At 70.9% G+C, this 20,920-nt stretch carries 19 protein-coding genes; 9 read left to right on the top strand and 10 right to left on the bottom strand.

The window, feature by feature from the left end; all coding sequences use genetic code 11:
- Positions 1 to 52 precede the first annotated feature (52 nt).
- Positions 53 to 1,450 (top strand): PLP-dependent aminotransferase family protein, encoded by a 1,398-nt coding sequence (locus G4G93_RS24175; protein ID WP_165088096.1) that lies wholly within the window; start codon positions 53 to 55, stop codon positions 1,448 to 1,450.
- Positions 1,451 to 1,559: 109 nt separating this feature from the next.
- Here G4G93_RS24175 and G4G93_RS24170 read toward each other — a convergent pair whose 3' ends face one another.
- The 9 genes from G4G93_RS24170 to G4G93_RS24130 all read right to left on the bottom strand — a co-directional run bounded on the left by G4G93_RS24170 (position 1,560) and on the right by G4G93_RS24130 (position 10,295).
- The gene (locus G4G93_RS24170; protein ID WP_165088094.1) at positions 1,560 to 1,796 is read right to left on the bottom strand and encodes a type II toxin-antitoxin system VapB family antitoxin; all 237 of its coding nucleotides are present in this window, start codon (positions 1,794 to 1,796) and stop codon (positions 1,560 to 1,562) included.
- Between the two features lie 149 nt (positions 1,797 to 1,945).
- On the bottom strand, positions 1,946 to 2,437 hold the full coding sequence (locus G4G93_RS36615; protein WP_165088092.1) for a c-type cytochrome: 492 nt from the start codon (positions 2,435 to 2,437) through the stop codon (positions 1,946 to 1,948).
- 119 nt (positions 2,438 to 2,556) lie between these two features.
- Complete coding sequence (locus G4G93_RS24160; protein WP_165088379.1) at positions 2,557 to 3,783, bottom strand: sorbosone dehydrogenase family protein; 1,227 nt, start codon at positions 3,781 to 3,783, stop codon at positions 2,557 to 2,559.
- A gap of 192 nt (positions 3,784 to 3,975) precedes the next feature.
- A complete protein-coding gene (locus G4G93_RS24155; protein WP_165088090.1) occupies positions 3,976 to 4,839 on the bottom strand; it encodes a MurR/RpiR family transcriptional regulator in 864 nt (287 codons plus the stop codon).
- A gap of 86 nt (positions 4,840 to 4,925) precedes the next feature.
- Entirely contained in the window at positions 4,926 to 5,366 is a 441-nt protein-coding gene (locus G4G93_RS24150; protein WP_165088088.1) for an RbsD/FucU family protein, read from the bottom strand.
- Positions 5,360 to 6,415: an ABC transporter permease gene (locus tag G4G93_RS24145; RefSeq protein WP_165088085.1), complete on the bottom strand. Its 1,056-nt coding sequence runs from the start codon at positions 6,413 to 6,415 to the stop codon at positions 5,360 to 5,362. Before G4G93_RS24145 ends, G4G93_RS24150 begins: the two co-directional genes overlap by 7 nt.
- Positions 6,415 to 7,410, bottom strand: coding sequence for an ABC transporter permease (locus tag G4G93_RS24140; protein WP_165088082.1), 996 nt, complete (start codon positions 7,408 to 7,410; stop codon positions 6,415 to 6,417). Before G4G93_RS24140 ends, G4G93_RS24145 begins: the two co-directional genes overlap by 1 nt.
- The gene (locus G4G93_RS24135; protein WP_246736983.1) at positions 7,403 to 8,884 is read right to left on the bottom strand and encodes a sugar ABC transporter ATP-binding protein; all 1,482 of its coding nucleotides are present in this window, start codon (positions 8,882 to 8,884) and stop codon (positions 7,403 to 7,405) included. Before G4G93_RS24135 ends, G4G93_RS24140 begins: the two co-directional genes overlap by 8 nt.
- Before the next feature lie 400 nt (positions 8,885 to 9,284).
- Positions 9,285 to 10,295, bottom strand: a complete 1,011-nt coding sequence (locus G4G93_RS24130; RefSeq protein WP_165088079.1) for a substrate-binding domain-containing protein — start codon at positions 10,293 to 10,295, stop codon at positions 9,285 to 9,287.
- A gap of 234 nt (positions 10,296 to 10,529) precedes the next feature.
- On the opposite strand from G4G93_RS24130, the gene G4G93_RS24125 reads away from it, so the two are divergent.
- From G4G93_RS24125 to yghU, 7 genes are all read left to right on the top strand, one after another.
- Positions 10,530 to 11,519: a sugar phosphate isomerase/epimerase family protein gene (locus tag G4G93_RS24125; RefSeq protein ID WP_312892254.1), complete on the top strand. Its 990-nt coding sequence runs from the start codon at positions 10,530 to 10,532 to the stop codon at positions 11,517 to 11,519.
- A 75-nt stretch (positions 11,520 to 11,594) separates the two neighbouring features.
- Positions 11,595 to 12,647 carry a substrate-binding domain-containing protein gene (locus G4G93_RS24120; protein WP_165088077.1) on the top strand — a complete coding sequence of 351 codons (1,053 nt, stop codon included), beginning with the start codon at positions 11,595 to 11,597 and terminating at the stop codon, positions 12,645 to 12,647.
- 277 nt (positions 12,648 to 12,924) lie between these two features.
- The gene (locus G4G93_RS24115) at positions 12,925 to 14,445 is read left to right on the top strand and encodes a sugar ABC transporter ATP-binding protein (RefSeq protein WP_165088074.1); all 1,521 of its coding nucleotides are present in this window, start codon (positions 12,925 to 12,927) and stop codon (positions 14,443 to 14,445) included.
- A 101-nt stretch (positions 14,446 to 14,546) separates the two neighbouring features.
- Entirely contained in the window at positions 14,547 to 15,479 is a 933-nt protein-coding gene (locus tag G4G93_RS24110) for an ABC transporter permease (protein WP_165088371.1), read from the top strand.
- Positions 15,476 to 16,384 carry a PfkB family carbohydrate kinase gene (locus G4G93_RS24105; RefSeq protein ID WP_165088071.1) on the top strand — a complete coding sequence of 303 codons (909 nt, stop codon included), beginning with the start codon at positions 15,476 to 15,478 and terminating at the stop codon, positions 16,382 to 16,384. The genes G4G93_RS24110 and G4G93_RS24105 overlap by 4 nt, the downstream gene beginning before the upstream one ends.
- Positions 16,385 to 16,610: 226 nt before the next feature.
- Positions 16,611 to 17,399, top strand: a complete 789-nt coding sequence (locus G4G93_RS24100; protein ID WP_165088069.1) for a transporter substrate-binding domain-containing protein — start codon at positions 16,611 to 16,613, stop codon at positions 17,397 to 17,399.
- An 88-nt stretch (positions 17,400 to 17,487) separates the two neighbouring features.
- Entirely contained in the window at positions 17,488 to 18,375 is an 888-nt protein-coding gene (gene yghU / locus G4G93_RS24095) for a glutathione-dependent disulfide-bond oxidoreductase (protein WP_165088066.1), read from the top strand.
- A 112-nt stretch (positions 18,376 to 18,487) separates the two neighbouring features.
- Here the strand turns inward: yghU and G4G93_RS24090 are convergent, their stop codons facing one another.
- Positions 18,488 to 20,203, bottom strand: a complete 1,716-nt coding sequence (locus G4G93_RS24090) for a peptidase M14 (RefSeq protein ID WP_165088063.1) — start codon at positions 20,201 to 20,203, stop codon at positions 18,488 to 18,490.
- A gap of 188 nt (positions 20,204 to 20,391) precedes the next feature.
- On the opposite strand from G4G93_RS24090, the gene G4G93_RS24085 reads away from it, so the two are divergent.
- A complete protein-coding gene (locus tag G4G93_RS24085; protein ID WP_165088060.1) occupies positions 20,392 to 20,886 on the top strand; it encodes a MaoC family dehydratase in 495 nt (164 codons plus the stop codon).
- The last annotated feature ends 34 nt before the right edge of the window (positions 20,887 to 20,920 follow it).

Raw genomic sequence — 20,920 nt, 5'->3', positions numbered from 1 at the left:
GCCGGCAAGGAACGCTTTGCGCCTTTCCCGGAGTGACCGTACCCTCGCCGGCATGGATACGGTCGAGAGCCACGAGCCCCGCACCCGGGTCGAGCAGGTGGTCGCCGGGGTGGCGGAACGGATCGACCGCGGGCTCCTGCGCCCCGGCGAGCGGCTGCCCTCGATCCGGGCGGCGGCCCTGCGCTTCGCGGTGTCGAAGAACACGGTCGTCAACGCCTATGAGCGTCTCGTCGCCTCGGGTCGGGTCGAGAGCCGGCCGGGCTCGGGCTTCTACGTCGCGGCGCCGGCGAAGGCCGCGCGCCCGGTGCCGGATCCGGGGCCCGTCCCGGTCGCGGCGGTGGACAGCGTCTGGCTGCTGCGCGAGCAGCTCGACCGTCACTACGACGTGCGGGTCGGCGACGGGCGCCCGCCGCCGGACTGGATGGAGAGTCTGGAGGTCGGCCGCGCCCTGCGACCCTCCGCGGCGACGGCGAGCGAGAGCTACGGCAGCCCGGACGGATATCCGCCCTTGCGCCGGAGCCTGGCTTTGCGCCTCGCCGAGCGGGCGATCCACGCGGAGCCCGGCGGGGTGCTGCTCACCTCGGGCGCCAACCACGCCCTCGACCTCGTCATCCGCCAGTTCGTCGCGCCGGGCGAGCCGGTGCTGGTGGATTCTCCTGGCTACTACCCGCTCTTCGGCAAGCTGCGCCTCGCGAAGGCCCGCATCCTCGGCGTGCGGCGCAACCCGGACGGGCCGGACATCGCCCATCTCGACGAGGTGGCGCGGCGGAGCGGCGCGCGGCTGTTCTTCACCCAGTCGCTCGCCCACAACCCGACCGGCTGCTCGCTCACCCTGCCGGTCGGCCACCGGCTGCTGCAGCGCGCCGCCGCGCTCGACCTGCGCATCGTCGAGTGCGACCCCTTCGCCGACGTGCTGCCGGCCGCCCAGGCCCGGCTCGCCGCCCTCGATCAGCTCGAGCGCGTGATCTATGTCGGCACCTTCGCCAAGACCCTCTCGGCCAGCCTGCGCTGCGGCTACGTCGCGGCGCGCGCCGACGTCACGGCGGCGTTGCGCGACCTCAAGATGGTGACGAGCGTCAACAGCTCCGGCTTCGTCGAGCGGATCGTCCACGACCTGATCGAGAGCGGGCGCTACCGCCGCCACCTGCGCCGCCTCGGCGGCCGGATCGAGGCGGCGTCCCTGCAGGGGAGGGCGGTCCTCGCCGGTCTCGGGCTGCCGGTCTTCGGCGAGCCGCGGGGCGGGTACTACCTCTGGTGCGGTCTGCCGGAGGCGACCGACCTCGACGTCCTGTCGCGCCGGGCGGCGGCGCGCGGCATCCTGATCGCGCCGGGCGGGCTCTTCCTGCCCGAGGGACCGGCCGGGCCGCCGATGATGCGGGTCAACATCGCCCATGCGGGCGATCCGCGCTTCGCGCGGTTCATGCGGGAGGAAGTGGGGGGAGCGGCATGACCCCGAGAGACGTTACGCCCGGTGCTCCCTGCGATGCCGCGCCCCCTCGCGGAGGATTGCGGTGTTCCGGCTTGCCCTTACCCGACGACGGCCAAGGTCTCGATGAGCATCAGCGCTCCCAGAGCTGGTCGCGCTCGTCCTCGGTGAGGGGCGGCAGGCCGGGGCGGTCCGCTTTGGCGAGCGCGCGCAGCGCAGCGACACGCTCGCGCAGCGGGATCTCCTCCTCGGCGCGGCGGATCTCGTTGTGCAGCGCGAGCTTGATCGCGGCGGTGAGGTCGGGAGCGCCGCGCGTCCTCATCACGGCCTCGGCGAGGGCCTCGATCTCGCGATCGCGGATGCTGAGCATGATGCCTCCTGTCCGTTGCCGATATCTGTGGGTCCCTCCCGGCAACGTCCATCATACCGCGGCTCGGTGCCCGGCCAGCCCAAGCGTCGCAGAGGCGTCGCAGAGGCGAAGCGCGACCGGGCATCGACATCATCCCCGTTGACAACGCATCACGGCATCACCGCCAGGTAATGCGCCAACGCCTTGATGTCCTCGTCCGACAGCGAGCCCGCGACCTCGGTCATCGCGGCGCCGCCCGAACTCGGGCGGGTGTTCGCCCGGTAATCCGAGAGCGCCTTGGCGAGGTAGGCCTCGGGCAGGCGGGCGACGCGGGGGGCGGCCTGGATGCCGAGATAGGCGTCGCCGTGGCAGGCGGCGCAGCGGTGGCGGGTGGCGGAGGCCTCGCCGGCCTTGGTGAGATCGGCTTGCATGTCCGCCGGGGGCTTCGCGTCCGGGACCGGCAGGGAGGCGAAGTACTTGCCGAGCGCCCGGATGTCGTTGTCCGACAGACCCTCCGCCACGCCCTGCATGATCTCGTTCTTGCGCCGGCCGGAGCGGAAGAAGACCAATTGCAACTGGATGTAGTTGCTGGAATGCCCGGCGATCGGCGGCGCGCCCTCCGCCAGCGCCTCGCCGTGGCAGGACAGGCAGGCCTGCGCCACCTCGGGCGCCTCGGCGGCTCGGGCCCCAGCCGAGGCCGTGAGGGTGAGGGCGACGAGCGCGGCGCGGGCCGGCCCGGAGACACTCCGGGCCGGCTTGCGGGCGCGAGGGGGAACCCCGCTCACTTGGTGTAGGCGATGCGATAGATCGCACCGGCCCAGTCGTCGGCCACCAGCAGCGACCCGTCCGGCGCCACCAGGATGTCGGCCGGACGCCCCGTATAGTCGCGGTCGCCCTTGAGCCAGCCCGAGGCGAAGGTCTCCATCTTGGCGTTCTTGCCGTCCGGATCGACGATCACCCGCTCGATGCGCCCGCCCTGGTACTTGTGGCGGTTCCAGGAGCCGTGCTCGGCGATGAAGATGTTGTTTTTGTACTCGGCCGGGAAGGACGAGCCGGTGTAGAACTTCATGCCGAGCGGGGCCACGTGCGCCCCGAGCTTCGCCACCGGCGGCGTGAACTCGGCGCAGGTGCGGCCTTGAGCGAATTTCGGATCCGGCATGTCGCCCTGGTGGCAGTACGGATAGCCGAAATGCTCGACGACCTTCGAGATCATGTTGAGCTTGTCGCTCGGGACGTCGTCGCTCATCCAGTCGCGGGCGTTCTCGGTGAACCAGTAGCGGCCGGTGCGCGGGTCGATGTCGCCGCCGACGCTGTTGCGCACGCCGAGCGCCACGATCTCCGCCGCCCCGGTCTTCAGGTCGACGCGGCGCACCTGCGACACGCTGCTCGGCGGGTTACCGATGTTGAAGGGCGGGCCGAACGGCACGTAGACCCAGCCGTCCTTGTCGAAGGTCAGGTATTTCCAGCCATGCGGCACGTAGGATGGCATGTCGTCATAGACGACGACCGGCTCCGGCGGCTTGTCGAGATTGGCCTCGATGTTGTCGTAGCGATAGATCTTGTCGATCGCCACGACGTAGAGCGCGCCGTCGCGGTAAGCGAGGCCGGTGGGCATGTTGAGGCCCTTGAGGATCGTCTTGACGACCTTCTTGCCGCCCTGGTCGACGATGGCGTAGACGTTGGTCGCGCCGAACGAGCCGACGAACAGGGTGCCCTTGTCGCCGAGGGCCATCTGGCGCGCCTCGGGCACGCCGCTGGCAAAGACGCTGATCGTGAAGCCCGCCGGCAGCTTGACCGCCTTCAGGTTCTCCGCCAGCTCGTCCTCCGAGGCCGGGAGCGCCGGGTTGGCCGGCGGCGCGAGGCCCTTCTGCGCCGAGGTCTCGTCGCCCAGGAACCAGTCCGGCGGCGGGTTCTTCCAGAACGCCTTGCCGCTCGAATCGTACTGCTTGAGGCCCTGCGCGCCGGCAGCCCCGCCGGTCAGCCCCGCCGCCACCAGGGCGGCGGACATCCAGGCCGCGCGGCGCAGTCCGGTCCCGGGACGGGCTTTCTCGCTCGTCGTCATGTCGGCTTCCTCCCGATATTGTTCGCCCTTGTGGGCGTTCGTCTCGCGGCGCGCCGTGCGGGGCGACCTCGGTTCGCCCACTGTCGAATTGGACACGGACTTCCGTCAAGGGGAGGGGGCGATCGGCGCGCGCGCCGGTCACCCCCGGCGCTTGTCCCGGACCGCGTCCTTTGTGCGCACCAGGTTCGCCTCGGCGGACTTGATGTCGCGCTGCGCCACCAGGACGAAGATGGCGTCGAGGATGTTGAGCTGGGCGATCCGCGCCGCCGCGTTCTCGCCCAGCAGCGGCGAGCCGCGGGCGGTCGAGCACAGGACCACGTCGGCAGCCTCGGCGAGGGGGGAATGCGAGTAGTTGGTGATCGCGATCGTGCGGGCGCCGCGGCGCCGGGCGATCTGGAGCGCGTCCAGCGTCACCAGGGTGGCGCCGGTATGCGAGAAGCCGACCGCCACGTCCCGCGTGCCGAGCAGCGAGGCCGACATCGCCATCATGTGGGCGTCGTCGTAGACCGCGGCGTGAATGCCGATGCGCAGGAACTTGTGGGCGCCGTCGCGGGCGATCTGGGCCGAGCCGCCGACGCCGTAGAAGTCGCGCCGGCGCGCCTCCGCCAGGAAATCCGCCGCGCGCTCGAAGGCGGCGATGTCGGCGATGGCCAGCGTCTCCTCGAGCGCCTGGATCGAGGCCCGGAAGACCTTGCTGACGATCTCGGCGCCCGAATCGTCGGGGGAGAGTTCGTCGTGCATCTCTCCTTCCGAGACGCGCACGTAATCGGCGACGTTCTGGCGGAAGTCGCGGTAGCCCGAGAAGCCGAGCTTCTTGGCGATCTTGACCACCATGGCCTCGGAGACCCCGGCGGTCTCGGCCACGTCCTTGAGCGCCGTCTCGGTGCCGAAGTCGCGCCGCCCGAACACGCTGTCGACGACCTTGGCCTCGAGCGGCGTCAGGTTCGGCCGCATCATGCGGATCCGCGGCCCGACCGACTTCGGATCCATCACGTCGCTCATCGGGTCCGTCTCCTGCGAGGAACGCCTCACTGTAGTCCGGCAGGGCTTAAGACCGGGCAGCGCCCCGGGGGGCGCCGCCCGGAGCCTCAGACCACGCCCTTGCGCAGGATGAAGCAGCCATAAGGGCCGGGATCGGCGGTGCGCACGACCGCGAAGGCCTCGCGGGCGGCGGCGTAGAAGGCGAAGCGCTCCAGCGCCTCCACCGGAACCGGCCGGCCCTCGGCGCGGTCGACGACCTCCTGCATCCGCATGTGCGCGGGCATCAGCCGGTCGGGATCGCCCACCACCTGCATCCGCTTCACGGGCGCCGGCACGAAGGTGTCGAGCGGCATCACCGACAGGATGGCCTGCGCGGCACGGGGCAGATCGCAGCCGGCCATGTCGATCACCCGCCCGTGCACCGTGTGGCGGGCGATGCTGGCGGCCGGATGGTTGACGTCACAGACGAGCAGGTCGTCGCCGTGGCCCATCGCCATCAGCGTGCCCAGGAGCTCGGCCGACAGAGCCCGGTCCAGTCCCTTCAGCATGACGGTCCTTTCGCATCCACGGTCTGCCGCCCGGCGGGGCGGGGGAGCGGCGCGCGCAAGGTGGCGAGGAGCGGCCGCAGCTGGTCGCGCACCGCCCCGATCAGGCTGACGGCGAGCAGGATCCCGCCCCAGATCGCCAGGGTGAGGAACTGGCTGAAATCGAGCAGCACGCAGGCCGTCGAGATCAGCTGCAGCACGACCAGCGACAGGACGAGGCCGCCGACCCGCCCGAAGCCGCCGGTCGGCGAGATGCCGCCGAGCACGCAGGCGAGGATCGTGACGAGGAGGTAGCTCTCGCCGTAGGCCGCGTTGGCCGAGTTGAACCGCGCCATCATGACGAACCCGGCGGTGGCGGCGACCATCGAGGTCAGCATGTAGGTGCGCAGGAGCGCCGCCCGCGTGTCGATGCCGGAGAAGCGCACCGCCTGCTGATTCGAGCCCATCAGCGAGAGGATGGTGCCGAAGGGCGTGCGGGTGAGCAGGACGCCTAAGCCCAGCGCGACGAGCCCGAACAGCAGGAGCGGCATCGGCACGCCGCCCACCGCGCCGCTGCCGAGGAACAGGATGTCGGGCGGGAAATCCGACACGACGCTGCCGTGGGTGAGCCCGATCGCCAGCCCCTTGACCAGCGTCATGGTGCCCAGCGTCGCGAGGATCGGCGAGACGCGCAGGTAGCCGACCAGGGTTCCGTTGAGGAGGCCGACGGCTGCCGCCGTCGCGAGCCCGGCGAGCAGCGCGCCCGCCTCGATGGCGACGAGGAGCGCGCCGGACGCGCCCTCCGGCGCCGCCTTCAGCACCGCCGCCGCGGCGAGCGCCGCGAGGTTCGCGGTGGCGATGATCGACAAATCGAGCCCGCCGGAGAGCAGCGCCACCATCATGGCGAGCGACAGGAGCCCGAGTTCCGGCAGCTGGTAGGCCATCGAGCGCAGGCCCGCCGGCGCGAACAGCCGGTCGCCGATCAGCGGTGCGGCGGCGAGGCACAGGAGGGCAAGGAGGGCGAGGAGCCGCAGGTTGGTGCGGCCGACCGTTCGCAGGAGCAGGGCCGGCATCAGGCGAGACCCGGGGATTCGTGCCAGCGCCGGCGGGCGCGACCGGCCATGACGGCGACTGCCGCCACGATGACGAGGCCGGTGAAGAAGTCCGTCCAGTAGGAGGAGACGCCGAGCAGCGCGAGGCCGTTCTTCATGATGACCACGAGGGCGAGGCCGAGGATCGCGCCGAGCACCGAGCCGCTGCCGCCCTCGAGGCTCGCCCCGCCGAGCACCGCGGCGGCCACCACCTCGAGCTCGCGCCCGACGAGGGCGGTGGGCGACACCGACTGGGTGTATTGCGCCTGCACCAGCGAGGCGAGGCCGGCGACGAGGCCCATATAGCCGTAGACGAGCAGGTTGAGCCGGGTCGTGCCGAAACCGACGCGCCGGGCCGCCTCCGGGTTGCCGCCGAGGGCGAAGACCTGCCGGCCGAAATGCGTCCGGTTGAGCAGGAACCAGGCGACCAGGAAGGCGAGCACGAGCGCCCAGATCTGCAGGCTGACCGCGTAGACGTTGCCCTTCGCGTCGGACGTGACGAAGAGGTCGACCCCGTCGGCGAACCAGGGCGGCAGGGTGAAGATGTCCTGGCCCCGGGTGACGGTGAGCAGGATGCCGTAGATCACGCTCTGCGTGGCGATGGTGACGATGATGCTGGCGATGCCGAGCGTGCTCACCAGGGCGCCGTTGAGGAGGCCGAGGCTCAAGCCGATGCCGCCTGCGATGGCGACGATCTCGCCCCAGCCCGCCCCGGTGGCGTTGGCGACCGTCAGCGCCGCGTATTGCGCCACCGAAGCGACCGCCGCGAACGAGATGTCGATGCCGCCGGCGATCAGCACGATCAGCAGGCCCGAGACCAGGATGCCGTTGAACGCGGTCGCGTTCAGCATCTCGAGGATGTTCTGGATGCTGAGGAAGTTCGGCCGGAGCGCGGTCAGCACGACCACCATCGCCAGGATGACGAGCCCGAGCCAGAGTTCCTGCGGTGCGCGCCCTCGGCGCGGGCCCTTACGCATGCACCATCCTCCTCAGATCGGGCTCGGCGACGTGGTGCGCCATGACTTCGCCGGTCAGCCGGCCGTCCCGCATCACCAGGATGCGGTCGCAATGGTAGAGGACCTCCGGGATCTCGTCGGAGATCATGATGACCGCCAGCCCTTGCGCCGCCAGGTCCTTGACGAGCTGGTAGATGCCGTCCTTGCCGTGCAGGTCGACGCCGACCGTCGGGCTGTCGAGGATCAGGACCCGGGGCTTGGTGGCGAGCCACTTGGCGATCACCACCCGCTGCTGGTTGCCGCCCGACAGGGTCCGGACCGGATCGTCCGGCGTGCCGATCTTGATCGCGAGCCCGCGGATCCAGTCGCGGATCAGCCCGGCCTCGCGGCTGCGGCGCAGGAAGCCGACGCCGTTCGTCAGCGTGTCGAGCACCGGCAGGGTGATGTTGGCGCCGATCGACTGGTCGAGGACCAGCGACAGCGACAGGCGGTCCTCCGGCACGTAGGCGATGCCGCGCGCGATGGCGTCGCGGTTCGAGCGGAACGTCACCGGCTCGCCGTCGATCCGGATGGTGCCGGAATCCGGCGCGTTCATGCCGAAGAGCGAGAGCGCCAGCTCGGTGCGGCCGGCCCCGAGCAGCCCGGTCAGCCCGAGGATCTCGCCGGGATAGAGCGAGAAGCCGATCTCCTGGTACTCGCCCGTCTTGCACAGCCCCTCGACGCTCAGGACCGGGCGCGCGCGGGGAATCGTCCGCTCCTTGGTCTCGTAGGTGAAGGAGCGGCCGGACATCAGCACGGCGAGACGCTGCTCGGTCATGTCCTTGGCCTCAAAGGTGCCGAGCTTCACGCCGTCGCGGATCACCGTGACCCGCTCGGCGATCTCCAGCACCTCGTCGAAGCGGTGGCTGACGAACAGCACGCTGATGTCGCGGCGCTTCAGTTCGAGGGTCAGCGCCAGCAGCGCATCGACCTCGTGGCGGGTCAGCGACGCGGTCGGCTCGTCCATGATGACGAGCTTGGCGTCGGCCGCGATCGCCCGGCAGATCGCCACGAGCTGCCGGTTGGCGATCGACAGGTGCGCCACCCGCTCGTCGAGATCGAGCGCGACGCCGATGCGCCGCATCGCGGCTTCCGCGACCGCGCGCATCGTCTTGCGCTTCACCAGCCCGGTCAGGCCGCGATGCTGCGCGACCGCGATGTTCTCCGCCACCGTGAGGTTGGGAAACAGCGACAGGTCCTGGTAGATCACCTGGATGCCGAGCGCGCTGCTCTCCACCGGCGTGAGCCGCGTCTGCTCGCGGCCCTCGACCACCAGGCGGCCGCCGGGATCGGGGGGCTGCACGCCCGCGATGATCTTGATCATCGTGGACTTGCCCGAGCCGTTGCCGCCGACGAGGCAGTGGATCTCGCCGCGCGCGAGGTCGAAATCGAGATCCGACAGGGCCTGGACCCCGCCGAACCGCTTCGACACGCCCCGCATCTCCAGGAACATCATCGCTCGGGTCCGCAATCGGGAGGGAGGGGGCAGGGACTGGTCCACGTGCGCCGCATCTGATCGCATTTCATCCGGTGCAGGACGGCAGGGCCATGCGGTTTGTCCGGGCCCACGGCGCCTCGTCATACGATTTCCGACGGATCGCGTCGCAATGCGGAAATCGGCGTCGCCCCAGCGCCGCGCAGGCCGGTGATACGAAATCCGGAAGTCATCGTCCGGATTCGTATCAGCCTCCCCCTTTCCCGGATCTCCTTCCGCTTCGCTGCGGTCGTCCGGGAAAGGCGGAGGCTTATGAGGCAGCAATATGCTGCGCCTCAAGCCCTTCGAAACGTCTGCTTCGGCGACGTCTTGGACGAACCGGATTCCGGTTCGTCGGACCAGGCCCGGACCCTGCGCGGGATCAGAGCCCCTGCTTCACCAGATCGCCGACGGTATTCTTGTTGATCGTCAGCACGCGATCGACCTGGATCACCCGGTTCGCCTCGTCGACGGTCGCCGGTCCGAGCGTCGGGATCTCGGTCCCGGTCTTGATCGGCGTGCCGTCGAGCGCCATGCGGGCGACCGCGACCATGCCGTAGCCAGCATCCTTGGGGTTCCACAGGAAGCCCTCGCGGATCGCGCCGCCCATGATCAGGGCCTGCGCCTGGGCCGGGATCAGCGTGCCGACCACGGCGACCTTCTTCTCCAGGCGCCGCTGCCGGATCACGTTGCCGGCGCCGATCGGCCCGTTCGAGCCCATCGACAGGATGCCGCGCACCTCCGGGTAGGTCTGCAGCACCTGCTGGGTCACGCGGGTGGAATCGTCGATCAGGTCAGCGCCCGGGAAGCGGTCGGCCGCCATCTTCATCTTGGGATAATGCGCCTTCTGGTAGGCGATGGCGGCATCGGCCCACTGATTGTGGCCCGGCGTCGTCAGCGTGCCGACATAGACGACGTACTCGCCTTCCTCGCCCATCTCGCGGGCGAGGGCCTTCATCTGCATCTCGCCGTAGTTCTTGGGGCTGATCAGCTCCAGGTCCCAGGTCTTGCCGTCCTGGTTCTCGCCCTCCTGGGTGATGACCAGGATGCCGGCATCCCGCGCGCGCTTCACGGCCTGGGCCGTCACCTTCACGTCGAGCGGCACGAGGCCGATCACGTCGACCTTCTTGGCGATGAGGTCGTCGATGAGCTTGACCTGCTGGGCCGGATCGACCTGGGCCGGCCCGACCATCGTCGTGGTGATGTTGAACTGCTTGCCGGCGGCCTCAAGGCCCTGGTTGAGGATGTTGAACCACGGCACGCCGGCCGCCTTGACCACCGTCGCCATGGTCTTGGGGGCGGCCGCGAAAGCCGGGGCGGCGCCCCTGATCCCGCCGAAGGGGGCCGCGACCGCCAGGCCGCCGAGCATCTTCAACGTGGTGCGTCGATCCATGGTGCGTCCCCTCGACCCTTGGCGATCCGGCATTTGGCCGCCGCGTTATTTACTGCAACACTGGTATGCGTGAAGCCGAGGCCGAGTCAAGGCCATCCCCCAGCGGAACCGCGCGCGGCGAATCTCGCTGCGCCGCAGCATATAGAGAGGGGTGCCGGTCGGCAGGTTCCTGATTTGCACTTTACGGATTTACCAAAATCTGTGATGTAACGGCGAGACACAGGAGACTCGCCGGTGACATCCGCCCCCGTCCGCTTCGCGACGCGCCTGAATTCGTTCGCCTCGAAGCCCGACGCCTTCTGGCCCGCGGGCCACGGCAAGCCGAGCCCCCTGGAGATGGCGGCGCGCGCGGCGACCGCCCGCGGCCTCACCGACGTCGACCTGAACTTCCCCGATCACCTCGGCTCCGACCCGCGGGCGACCGGCAACGCGATCCGCGACCTGGGCCTGACGCTGAACGGCCTGGCGATGCGCTACTACTCGAACCCGGCCTTCAAGCTCGGCGCCTTCACCAACCCGGACCCGGCGGTGCGGCGCGAGGCGATCGACCTGACGAAGCGCGGCATCGACGCGGGCCGCGAGGCCGGCTGCTCCCTGATGACGCTCTGGCTCGGCCAGGACGGCTTCGACTACGCCTTCCAGGCCGATTACAGGAAGCTCTGGGCCGACGAGATCGACGGCATCCGCGAGGTCGCGCTGCACGATCCCGACTGCCTGGTCAGCATCGAGTACAAGCCGAACGAGCCGCGCGCCTACAGCCTGCTGCCCGACTGCGCCACGACCCTGCTGGCGCTTCGCGAGATCGACCTGCCGAATCTCGGCGTCACCCTCGATTTCGCCCACGTGCTCTACGCCGACGAGCAGCCGGCCTTCGCGGCGGCCCTGATCGCCCGGCACAGCCGCATCCTCGGCCTGCACCTCAACGACGGCTACGCCAAGCGCGACGACGGGCTGATGGTCGGCGCGGTGCACCCGATCCAGACGATCGAGCTCCTGCGCCAGGTCCGCAAGGACGGGTTTCACGGCCCGATCTACTTCGACACCTTCCCCGACCTGACCGGGCTCGACCCGGTGGCGGAGTGCGAGGCCAACATCGCCACCGTGACGGCGATGCTCGGCGTGGTCGAGACGCTCGAGGGCGACAACGAACTGAGCGCGGCCATCGCCCGCCAGGACCCGGTGACGAGCCAGAACCTGGTCCGCCGGGCGATGCTCGGGCGCTGATTCCGTCGCGAGAAGTCTTCGAGATCGTCTGACGCAACAGACCGGCCGCCCCCGTCGGCCGGCAGGAGGAACGCCATGAAGTCGTTGCTGTTGTCCGGGTTCATGCTGCTTGCCGCGACGCTGGTGCAAGCGCAGGAGCTGAAGCCGCTCAACCCGGACAGCGAGCCGGACCGGATCGACTGGAGTCAGCTGGCCGCGAAGCTCGGCCCGCTGCCGAAGCCCGCATCCGGCACCCGCGCCGGCGCCGTCTCGAAGACGTTGACCAACGAGTATTGGCGCCTCCTCGGCGAGGGTTATCAGAGCTTCGCCAAGCCGCTGGGCGTGAAGGTCGCCTACCAGGCGGCGCAGAACGAGGGCGACCAGGTCGGCCAGCTGTCGATCGCCGAGACGATGATCGCGCAGGGGGTCAACGTGCTGCTGGTCTCGCCGCAGACCAACGCCAACCTCGAGCCGATCCTGGGCGAGGCGAAGACGGCCGGCATCCCGGTCGTCAACGTCAACGACGCGGTGATCCCGCAGGCGGCGCACTACGTCGGCAACGTGCAGCGCGACAACGGCGTGCGCGTCGCCCGCTGGTTCATCGCCAACCGGCCGAAGGGCGGCAAGCTCGCGGTCATCGAGGGGCAGGCCGGGGTCTACGCGGCGACCCAGCGCACCGCCGGCTTCAAGGCGACCCTCGCGGCGGAGGGAACTGCGTTCAAGGTCGTGGCCAGCGTGCCCGGCAACTGGGACCGCCAGCTCTCCTACGACGCCGCCACCACGATCCTGCAGCAGCACCCGGACCTCGTCGGCTTCTACTGCAACAACGACACGATGGCGCTCGGCGTCGTCGAGGCGGTGAAGAACGCCGGTCTCCTCGGCAAGGTCGCGGTGTTCGGCACCGACGGGATCAACGACGCCCACGCGTCGATCCGTGCCGGCGAGCTGACCGGCACCGTCGACAGCTTCCCGGTCCTGACCGGCGAGGTCGCCATGGAGGCGGCCCTGCGGGTTCTCGCCAAGGAGCCGGTCCCGCGGGTCGTCGCCACGCCGCAGGCCCTCGTCACCAAGGACAACATCGAGCGCTACAAGGGCAAGGGCGCCGACCTGCGGGCGGTGCTCGAGGAGGATGCCCGGTCGGGCAAGTGATACCAGGTGAAGTGATACCAAGTGAGACGACGTCCGGACGATCCCTTCCCGACGTCGTATGAGTCGAGCGGCTGCGCCGGTCTACGTGGCACGCACGCCGACATCTCCCTGCGTCATCCCGGCGCTCGCCGCAGGCAAGAACCCGGGATGACGCAGAGGTTGAAAAGTCTATCGGAGCGGATCGAACAAGCTTTGTCGGAACGGCATCGCCTACGATTCGCCAGTCTTCACGTCGCCCAAACGCGTCCACGGCTGCCCCCCAACCCGCGGTCCCGCCATGCCCCCCGCCGAGCCCCCGCGCCTGCACATCCACGGCCTCACCAAGCGCTTCCCGGGCGTGACCGCGCTTGCCGACATGACCCTGACCGTCCGACCGGGCGAGGTCCACGCGCTGCTCGGCGAGAACGGGGCGGGCAAGTCGACGCTGATGAAGATCCTGTCGGGCGTCCTGAAGGCCGACGAGGGCAGCATCGCGGTGGACGGGGAGGCGCTCACCCTGCGCTCGCCGCTGGCGGCGCGGCGCGCTGGGATCGCGATGATCCACCAGGAGCTGCAGCAGGTTCCCGAGCTGAGCGTGGCGCAGAACATGTTCCTGGGCCGGTCCCTGCGGCGGGCCGGGCTCTTCGTCGACCGCGCCCGGCAGGAGGCGCTCGCCGCCGAGGCCCTGGCGCCGCTCGACCCGTCGATCCGGCCGGAGGCGAAGGTCCGCAGCCTCACGGTGGCGCAGCGCCAGATCGTCGAGATCGCCCGGGCGCTCCTCGACAAGGCCCGGATCATCGCCATGGACGAGCCGACCTCGAGCCTGACGCCGAGCGAGTTCGAGCGCCTGGCCGCCGTCATCGCCGGCCTCGCGGCACGCGGCGTCTCGATCATCTACGTCTCGCACAAGATGGACGAGGTGTTCAAAACCTGCAGCCGCGCCACGATCATGCGCGATGGGCGCCGCGTCGGCGAGGTGGCGCTCGCCGGCACCACCGAGGGCGCGGTCGTCGCCATGATGGTCGGCCGCGAGCTGGCGGCGGCGGCGCACCGCTCGTCGGTGCGGCCGGAGACGGTCCTGTCGGTGCGCGGCCTGACCGCCGGCACCCGGGTCGTCGAGGCGAGCTTCGACCTGCGGCGCGGCGAGGTGCTGGGCATCGCCGGGCTGATCGGCGCCGGCCGCACCGAACTCCTGCGCCTCATCGCGGGCGCCGACCGCGCCGAGTCCGGCACGATCGCCGTGAATGGAAGGCCCCTCACGCGGCCGGGTCCCCGCGCGGCGATCGCGGCCGGGATCGGGCTCGTGCCCGAGGAGCGCAAGCGCGACGGCATCGTGCCCCAGCGCTCGATGGTCGCCAACCTGGCGCTGCCCTCGATGGCCCGGTTCGCGCCGCGCGGCCTCGTCCGCCGGCGGGCCTTGCGGGCCGAGGCGGCGCGGCTCCTCGCCGAGGTGAACCTGCGGCCGATGCAGATCGACCGGCCGATCCGCCTGTTCAGCGGCGGCAACCAGCAGAAGGGCATCATCGCCCGCTGGATCGCCGCCGGCAGCCAGATCCTGCTCTTCGACGAGCCGACCCGCGGCATCGACATCGGCGCCAAGGCGGAGATCTACGGGCTGATCGAGCGGCTGGCCGCCGAGGGGAAGTCGGTGATCGTCGTCTCCTCGGAGCTGCCCGAGCTGCTGCGCCTGTCCGACCGGGTGCTGGTGATGCGCCAGGGCCGCATCGCCGCGGAGCTCGGCCGCGACGCCCTCACCGAGCAGGCCATCGTCGCCCATGCGGTGCCGCAATCGGTCCCCCGGTCCGGGCGCGCCGCCTGACCGCCCGAACCTCACACGTCCCGCGCCGTCGAGGCCCCGTCATGTCCACCGTCACAGAGCCACCCCTCGCCGGCAACGCCGCCCCGTCGCCCGGCCCGGCCATGCGGCTGCGCGTCTCCGTCCGCGATTTCGGCACCCTCATCGGCCTCGTGCTGATCGTGCTGGTCTTCGCCGTCCTGGCGCCGGGCTTCCTGACCGAGCGCAACCTCCTCAACATCCTGCAGCAATCGAGCATCAACGCCTGCGTGGCGCTCGGCATGACGCTGGTGATCGTGTCGGGCGGCATCGACCTCTCGGTCGGACCGGTCGCGGCGCTCTCGGCGGTGCTGGCGGCGAGCCTGATGGTGGCCGGCGCGCCGCCCGGTCTCGCGATCCTGGCCGGGCTGGCGCTCGGCGCGGCGTGCGGCGCCGTCAACGGCGCGCTGATCTGCTTCGGCGGCCTGCAGCCCTTCATCGTCACGCTGGGCACGCTCAGCACCTACCGGGCCCTCGCCCTGATCGCCACGGACGGCAACCCGGTCTTCGGCGTGCCGCGGGACTTCCGGGCGATCGTGAACGGCAGCCTGTTCGGCGTGCCGGCGCCGGTGCTCGTGGTGCTGGTCGTCGCCATCCTGGCCGGGCTGATCCTGCGCCGCACGCCGTTCGGCGAGTACCTGCTGGCGGTGGGCGGCAACGAGGAGGCGGCCCACATCGCCGGTGTGCCGATCGCGCTCACCAAGATCGGCGCCTACATGCTGTCGGGCACGCTGGCGGCGCTCGCCGCGCTGATCCTGGTCGGCCGCCTCGGCGCCGCCGAGCCGATCCTCGGCAACTTGTGGGAGCTCGACGCCATCGCGGCGGCGGCGATCGGCGGGGCCTCGCTGATGGGCGGCAAGGGCAGCATCGTCGGTACGCTGCTGGGCGCGGTGATCCTCGGCGCCATGCGCAACGGCCTGACGCTGATGAACGTCCAGGCCTTCTACCAGCTGCTCGCCACCGGCCTCATCATCCTCTTCGCCATGCTGGTCGACCGGTTCGCACGGGGGCGCGCATGACCACCTCAGACAAGGACGGACAGGGCACGGCCGCCGAGATCGTCGTCGTCGGCAGCCTGCATTACGACATCACCGTCGACGCGCCGGACCGCCCCCGCAAGGGCGAGACGGTGACCGGCCGGGCGTGGGCCCCGGCCTTCGGCGGCAAGGGCGGCAACCAGGCGGCGGCGGCGCAGGCGCAGGGCGTGCCGACCGCCATGGTGGGGGCGGTCGGCGACGACGATTTCGGCCGCCGGCTGCTCGCCGGGCTCGACCGGGCGGGGGTCGACCGCGCCGCCGTGGCGATCCTGCCCGGGACCGGATCAGGGATGAGCGTGGCGATCTTCGACGACGACGGCGATTACGGCGCGGTGATCGTCTCGGGCGCCAACCTCGCGATCGCACCCGGCCAGATCCCGGACGCGCGCCTCGGGCAGGCCCGCGTGCTGATCCTCCAGAACGAGATCCCGGAAGCCGTCAACGCCACCGTCGCGGCCCGCGCCAAGGCCCTGGGGTTGACCACGATCCTCAACGCGGCGCCCGCCCGCCCGTTCGCCACCGACCTGCCCGACCACGTCGACATCCTGGTCGTCAACGCGATCGAGGCCGAGATGCTCGGCGGCGGCGCGGTCGCATCGCTGGCGGATGCCGCCACGGCCGCCGCCGCGCTCGGCGCCCGCTTCGGCCTCGCCGTGGTGACGGCCGGCGGCGACGGCGTCGCCATGGCGGGGCCCGGCGCCGACCCGGTGGCTCTGCCTGGCCTGCCGGTGACGGTCGTCAGCACCCACGGCGCCGGCGACATGTTCGTCGGCACCCTGGCCGGGCGCCTCGCCCGGGGCGAGCCGCCCGCGGATGCCCTGCGGGCCGCCAACGAGGCCGCGGCGCGCCTCGTCGCGACCCCCGCCGACGAGCGGGCGGCCCTCTGATGCAATGTCCGATCGATTGCTCGGCGATTGCTGCGCCATCGCGTTCGCCATGCGGAGGTCGGCTTCGCTCAATTGCCGCGCGGGCTGGCGATACGAAGTCCGGAAGGGATCTTCCGGACTTCGTATCACACCCGTGGGGTCGAACCGTCCCGAAAAGCTGGACGGTTCGACCCCGCGTCCCTACGGTGCCGCCCTCGAAGAACGGACGGGACGGGGAGTGCGGGACATGGCGGTGGGTTCGGTGACGTCGCGCTGGGCGGTGGGCGGGATGCTGGCGCTCGCGGCGACGCAGGCCCTCGCCGCGGGCGAGCCGTCGCGCCTCGATCAGGTCGTCGAGCGCAAGGTCCTCAACGTCTGCACGACCGGCGATTACCGCCCGTTCTCGTACCGCCCCGACGGCGCCAACGACTTCGTCGGGATCGACATCGATCTCGGCCGCTCGCTCGCCAAGTCGCTCGATGCGGAAGCCGTCTTCATCCAGACCAAGTGGTCGGACCTGCTCGCCGACTTCAAGGCGAAATGCGACATCGCGATGAGCGGGATCTCGGTGACGCTGCCGCGCCAGCGCGAGGCGTTCTTCAGCGAGATGTACCTGGTGAACGGCAAGGCGCCGATCGTGCGCTGCGACGACGTCGCCAAGTACCAGACGACGAAGGCCATCAACCAGCCCGCGACCCGCGTCGTCGTCAATCCCGGCGGCACGAACGAGAAGTTCGCCCGCGCCAACCTCGGCGACGCGCAGATCCGGCTCTTCCCGGACAACCGCGTCATCTGGCGCGAGATCGCGGAAGGCCGCGCCGACGTGATGGTCGCCGAATCCGTCGAGGTGAAGCTCCAGGAGAAGCTGCATCCGGGCCTGTGCGCGGTGAACCCCGACCAGCCGCTCCAGTACGGCGAGATGGGCTTCCTGCTGCCGCGCGGCGACGCGGCGTTCAAGGCCTATGTCGACCAGTGGCTGCACCTGACCAAGGCCTCGGGCGAATTCGCCCGGATCTTCGACGCCAACATGAAGTGAGGGCCGGGGGCCCCCGATCCGGGGGCCCCTTGCGCTATGGCCTGACATTGCCGATCTGCCTCCTCGGAACGATCCCGGAGAGCACCCCATGACCGATTCAGCCGACAGCGAGTCAGCCGGTTACGTGCCGCCCAAGGTCTGGACCTGGGACAAGGCGAGCGGCGGCCGTTTTGCCAGCATCAACCGTCCGGTCGCGGGGGCGACGCACGAGAAGCCGCTGCCCGTCGGCCGCCATCCGCTCCAGCTCTACTCCCTCGGCACGCCGAACGGGCAGAAGGTCACGATCCTGCTGGAGGAGCTGCTGGCCCTCGGCCATGCCGGCGCCGAGTACGATGCCTGGCTGATCCGCATCGGCGACGGCGACCAGTTCGGCTCGGGCTTCGTCGAGGCCAACCCGAATTCCAAGATCCCGGCCCTCGTCGACCGCAGCGGCGCGACGCCGGTCCGGGTCTTCGAATCGGGCGCGATCCTGACCTACCTCGCCGAGAAGTTCGGCGCCTTCCTGCCGACCGAGCCGGCCGCCCGCGCCGAGACCCTGTCCTGGCTGTTCTGGCAGATGGGCTCGGCCCCGTTCCTCGGCGGCGGCTTCGGCCATTTCTACCATTACGCGCCGGTGAAGCTCGAATACCCGATCAACCGCTACGCCATGGAGGTGAAGCGCCAGCTCGACGTGCTCGACCGCCGGCTCGCCGAGACCGAGTTCGTCGCGGGCGAGGCCTACACCATCGCCGACATGGCGATCTGGCCCTGGTACGGCGGCGTGGTGAAGGGCTGGCTCTACGAGGCGGCCGAGTTCCTGGCGGTCGAGGAGTACCGCAACGTCCGCCGCTGGGCCGACCAGATCCTCGCCCGGCCGGCGGTGCAGCGCGGGCGCAAGGTCAACCGCCTCACCGGCGATCCCGCCGACCAGCTCCACGAGCGCCACGACGCCGGCGACTTCGACACGAAGACGCAGGACAAGGCGGCGGCGGGGTAGGGCGGTTCGCCGCGTCAACCGTCCGTCGACGGAAGGGGCGGGGCGCGGATGTCCCCTCTCCCCGCCCGCGGGGAGGGATCCGCGCCCTTCATTTCCCCGGGATGACCGCGCCTCACACCTCCGGCAGCGCCAGCGCCTGGAACGCGTCGTAGGCTGCGATCACCGTGCGCGCCTGGGCCCGGATCCCGGCCGCGAGGGCGTCTCCCGCGATGGTCTCGTCCGGGTACTCGGTGATCAGCGTCAGCGGCACGCGGTGGCGGGCATCCTCGGCGATCAGGCACGGGATCCCGTTGACGATCCGCAGCGGTGGCAGGGGGGCGTGAAGGGCGCTGAGGGCGAGCTGCGCCCGCGTCAGCGCCATCAGCGCCGCGTCCTCGGCGAGCCGCGCCGTGACGGTGGTCGCCAGCGCCTCCGCGGCCTCGGCCCAGCCGCGCCAGTGGCGCAGGATCAGGAAGAAGCCGCGGGGCAGCGACCAGGTCTCGAAGCCTGACGGCAGGTAGCCCGAGAGCGGGCGGGTCCATTCATGGGCCGGGTAGCCGTGCAGGTTCACGTGCAGACGCGCGCCGCTGCACCGTTCCGCCGCGTGCCGCAGGGCGGTCTCGTGGAAGGGCGGGGCGATCCTGTATTCCAGGTCGTCGCCCAGCGCCGTGTAGCGCGCCGCATGGTGCATGTGGCGCGGGTTCTCCGCCGCGAGGCGGCGCTGGAGCGCCGCGCCGTCCGGGTTCTCCAGCGGCGAGATCGTGAAATGCGCACCGTCGCGGGCGGCCAGTTCCCGAGCCGCCGCCAGCGCCCCGGCGGGTCCGGTCACCTCGTTCGGATGCTGGCCGGAGCCGATCGTCACCGCGCGGTCGCTCCCCTCGACGTACCGGCCGAGGACCGGGCGACCCGAGCGCGCCGTCGCCGACAGCGCGGTGCCGCCGAGGGCGGCGAGGAGCGCCGGCAGGTCCTCCGCGGCCAGGATCCCGTCGGCGGCCGCCGGCAGCGCCTCGCCGGCTCGTGAGAGCGGGCGGGTCTCCACCGCGACGGCGATCGCACCGTCGCGGATCGCGATCTCGGGCACGATCTGGCCCGGCCGCAGGTGCCGGTCGCCCGGCGGGCGGCCGGTGCGGTGCTGGAAGTGCTCGAGGAGCGAGAAGTAGAGGTCCTCGTGCAGGGCCTCGGCCAGGCTGACCGCCTCCTCGCCGCAGGGCAGCGCCCGGTCGCGGGCCGGGATCCCGATCCGCACCGACAATTCCTCGAAGAACGGCTCCGCGTCGCCCCACGGGTGGTCGGCCACCGCCGCCATCGCCCGCGCGAAGGCGGCCTCGTAATCGGTCTCCAGACGCGCGCCGGTCTCCCCGTCGCCGAGCCAGCCGGTGGGCGAGAGGAGCACCCGGCCGAAGGCGTCGGCGTGGCGGCGGTTCGGGGCCGGGACGCGCAGGTCCCGGATCCCGCCCGCGCCGTCCGTCAGCCGGACCTCGTAGACCGGCAGGTCGGTCTCGCGGGGCTCTTGTGCGGTGAAGCGGAGCGGGACCGCGCCGACGAGGGCCGCCAGCGGATAGGCCTCGGTGAGGAAGCGCTGCGCCGCCGCCGCCGGATGCACCGGATAGGCGATTGCGATCCCGGCGACGCCGGCGAGGTCGATCTCCTCCAGGAAGGCGTGGAGCAGCGGCTTGTAGGCGCTGCGCAGCCGCGCCGCGACGCCCCGGGCGGCGAGCGTCCGCTCGGCCTCGCGCCGGCTCCCCGAATCCTCGAACAGCCACGCCTCGACCGTCGCGCCCGCGGGCCAGGGCCGGGCGAGGAGCGCGTCGAGGCTGCGCGGCAAGGTGACGTTGAGGAGGAGAGGCATGGCGAGGAGAGGGGCTGAGGGAGGGAAGGGGCCGGGCGGGGTCTCACACGCTTAAGCGACCGCACCTCTCCTGTCGCGCTCCGTCGCGAGGGCGTCCGTCGCGGGGCGCCGCCGATCCGCCCGCACCCCCGCCCTTGACAGGGGCGATCCATTTTGTGAGTTTGTCCGTACAAATAAGGGAGGATCCGATGCGCGAAGGCGGCACCCGCCACGTCACCCCGTTCGGCCGCTACCTGGAGGATTTCGCCATCGGCGACGTCTACGAGCACCGCCCGGGCCGCACCGTCACGGAGAGCGACAACATCAACTTCTCCCTGATGACGATGAATTTCCACCCGATGCATTGCGACCGGGCCTTCGCCGAGAAGAGCGAGTTCGGGAAGCCGCTGGTGAATTCCGGGCTCAGCCTCGCCATCGTGCTCGGCATGACGGTGGCCGACGTTAGCGGCAAGGCCATCGCCAATCTCGGCTGGCGCGAGATCAACCTCACCGGGCCGGTCTTCCCGGGCGACACGCTCTACGCCGAATCCGAGGTGCTGGAGACCCGCGAGTCGCGCTCCCGGCCGACGCAGGGAATCGTCACGGTCAAGACCCGGGCCTTCAAGCAGGACGGGACGCCGGTGATGGACTTCGTCCGCAGCGCCCTGGTGCCCAAGCGCGGCCACGGCGTCGGCGAGGGCTGAGACCGGCATCGGACCCGATAGGCCGATCAACGGC

Source organism: Methylobacterium sp. DB0501 (assembly GCF_011043735.1).
Taxonomy (GTDB): domain Bacteria; phylum Pseudomonadota; class Alphaproteobacteria; order Rhizobiales; family Beijerinckiaceae; genus Methylobacterium; species Methylobacterium alsaeris.
The sequence above is the reverse complement of the archived record's forward strand: the minus strand, read 5'-3'. Positions and strand labels throughout refer to the sequence as shown.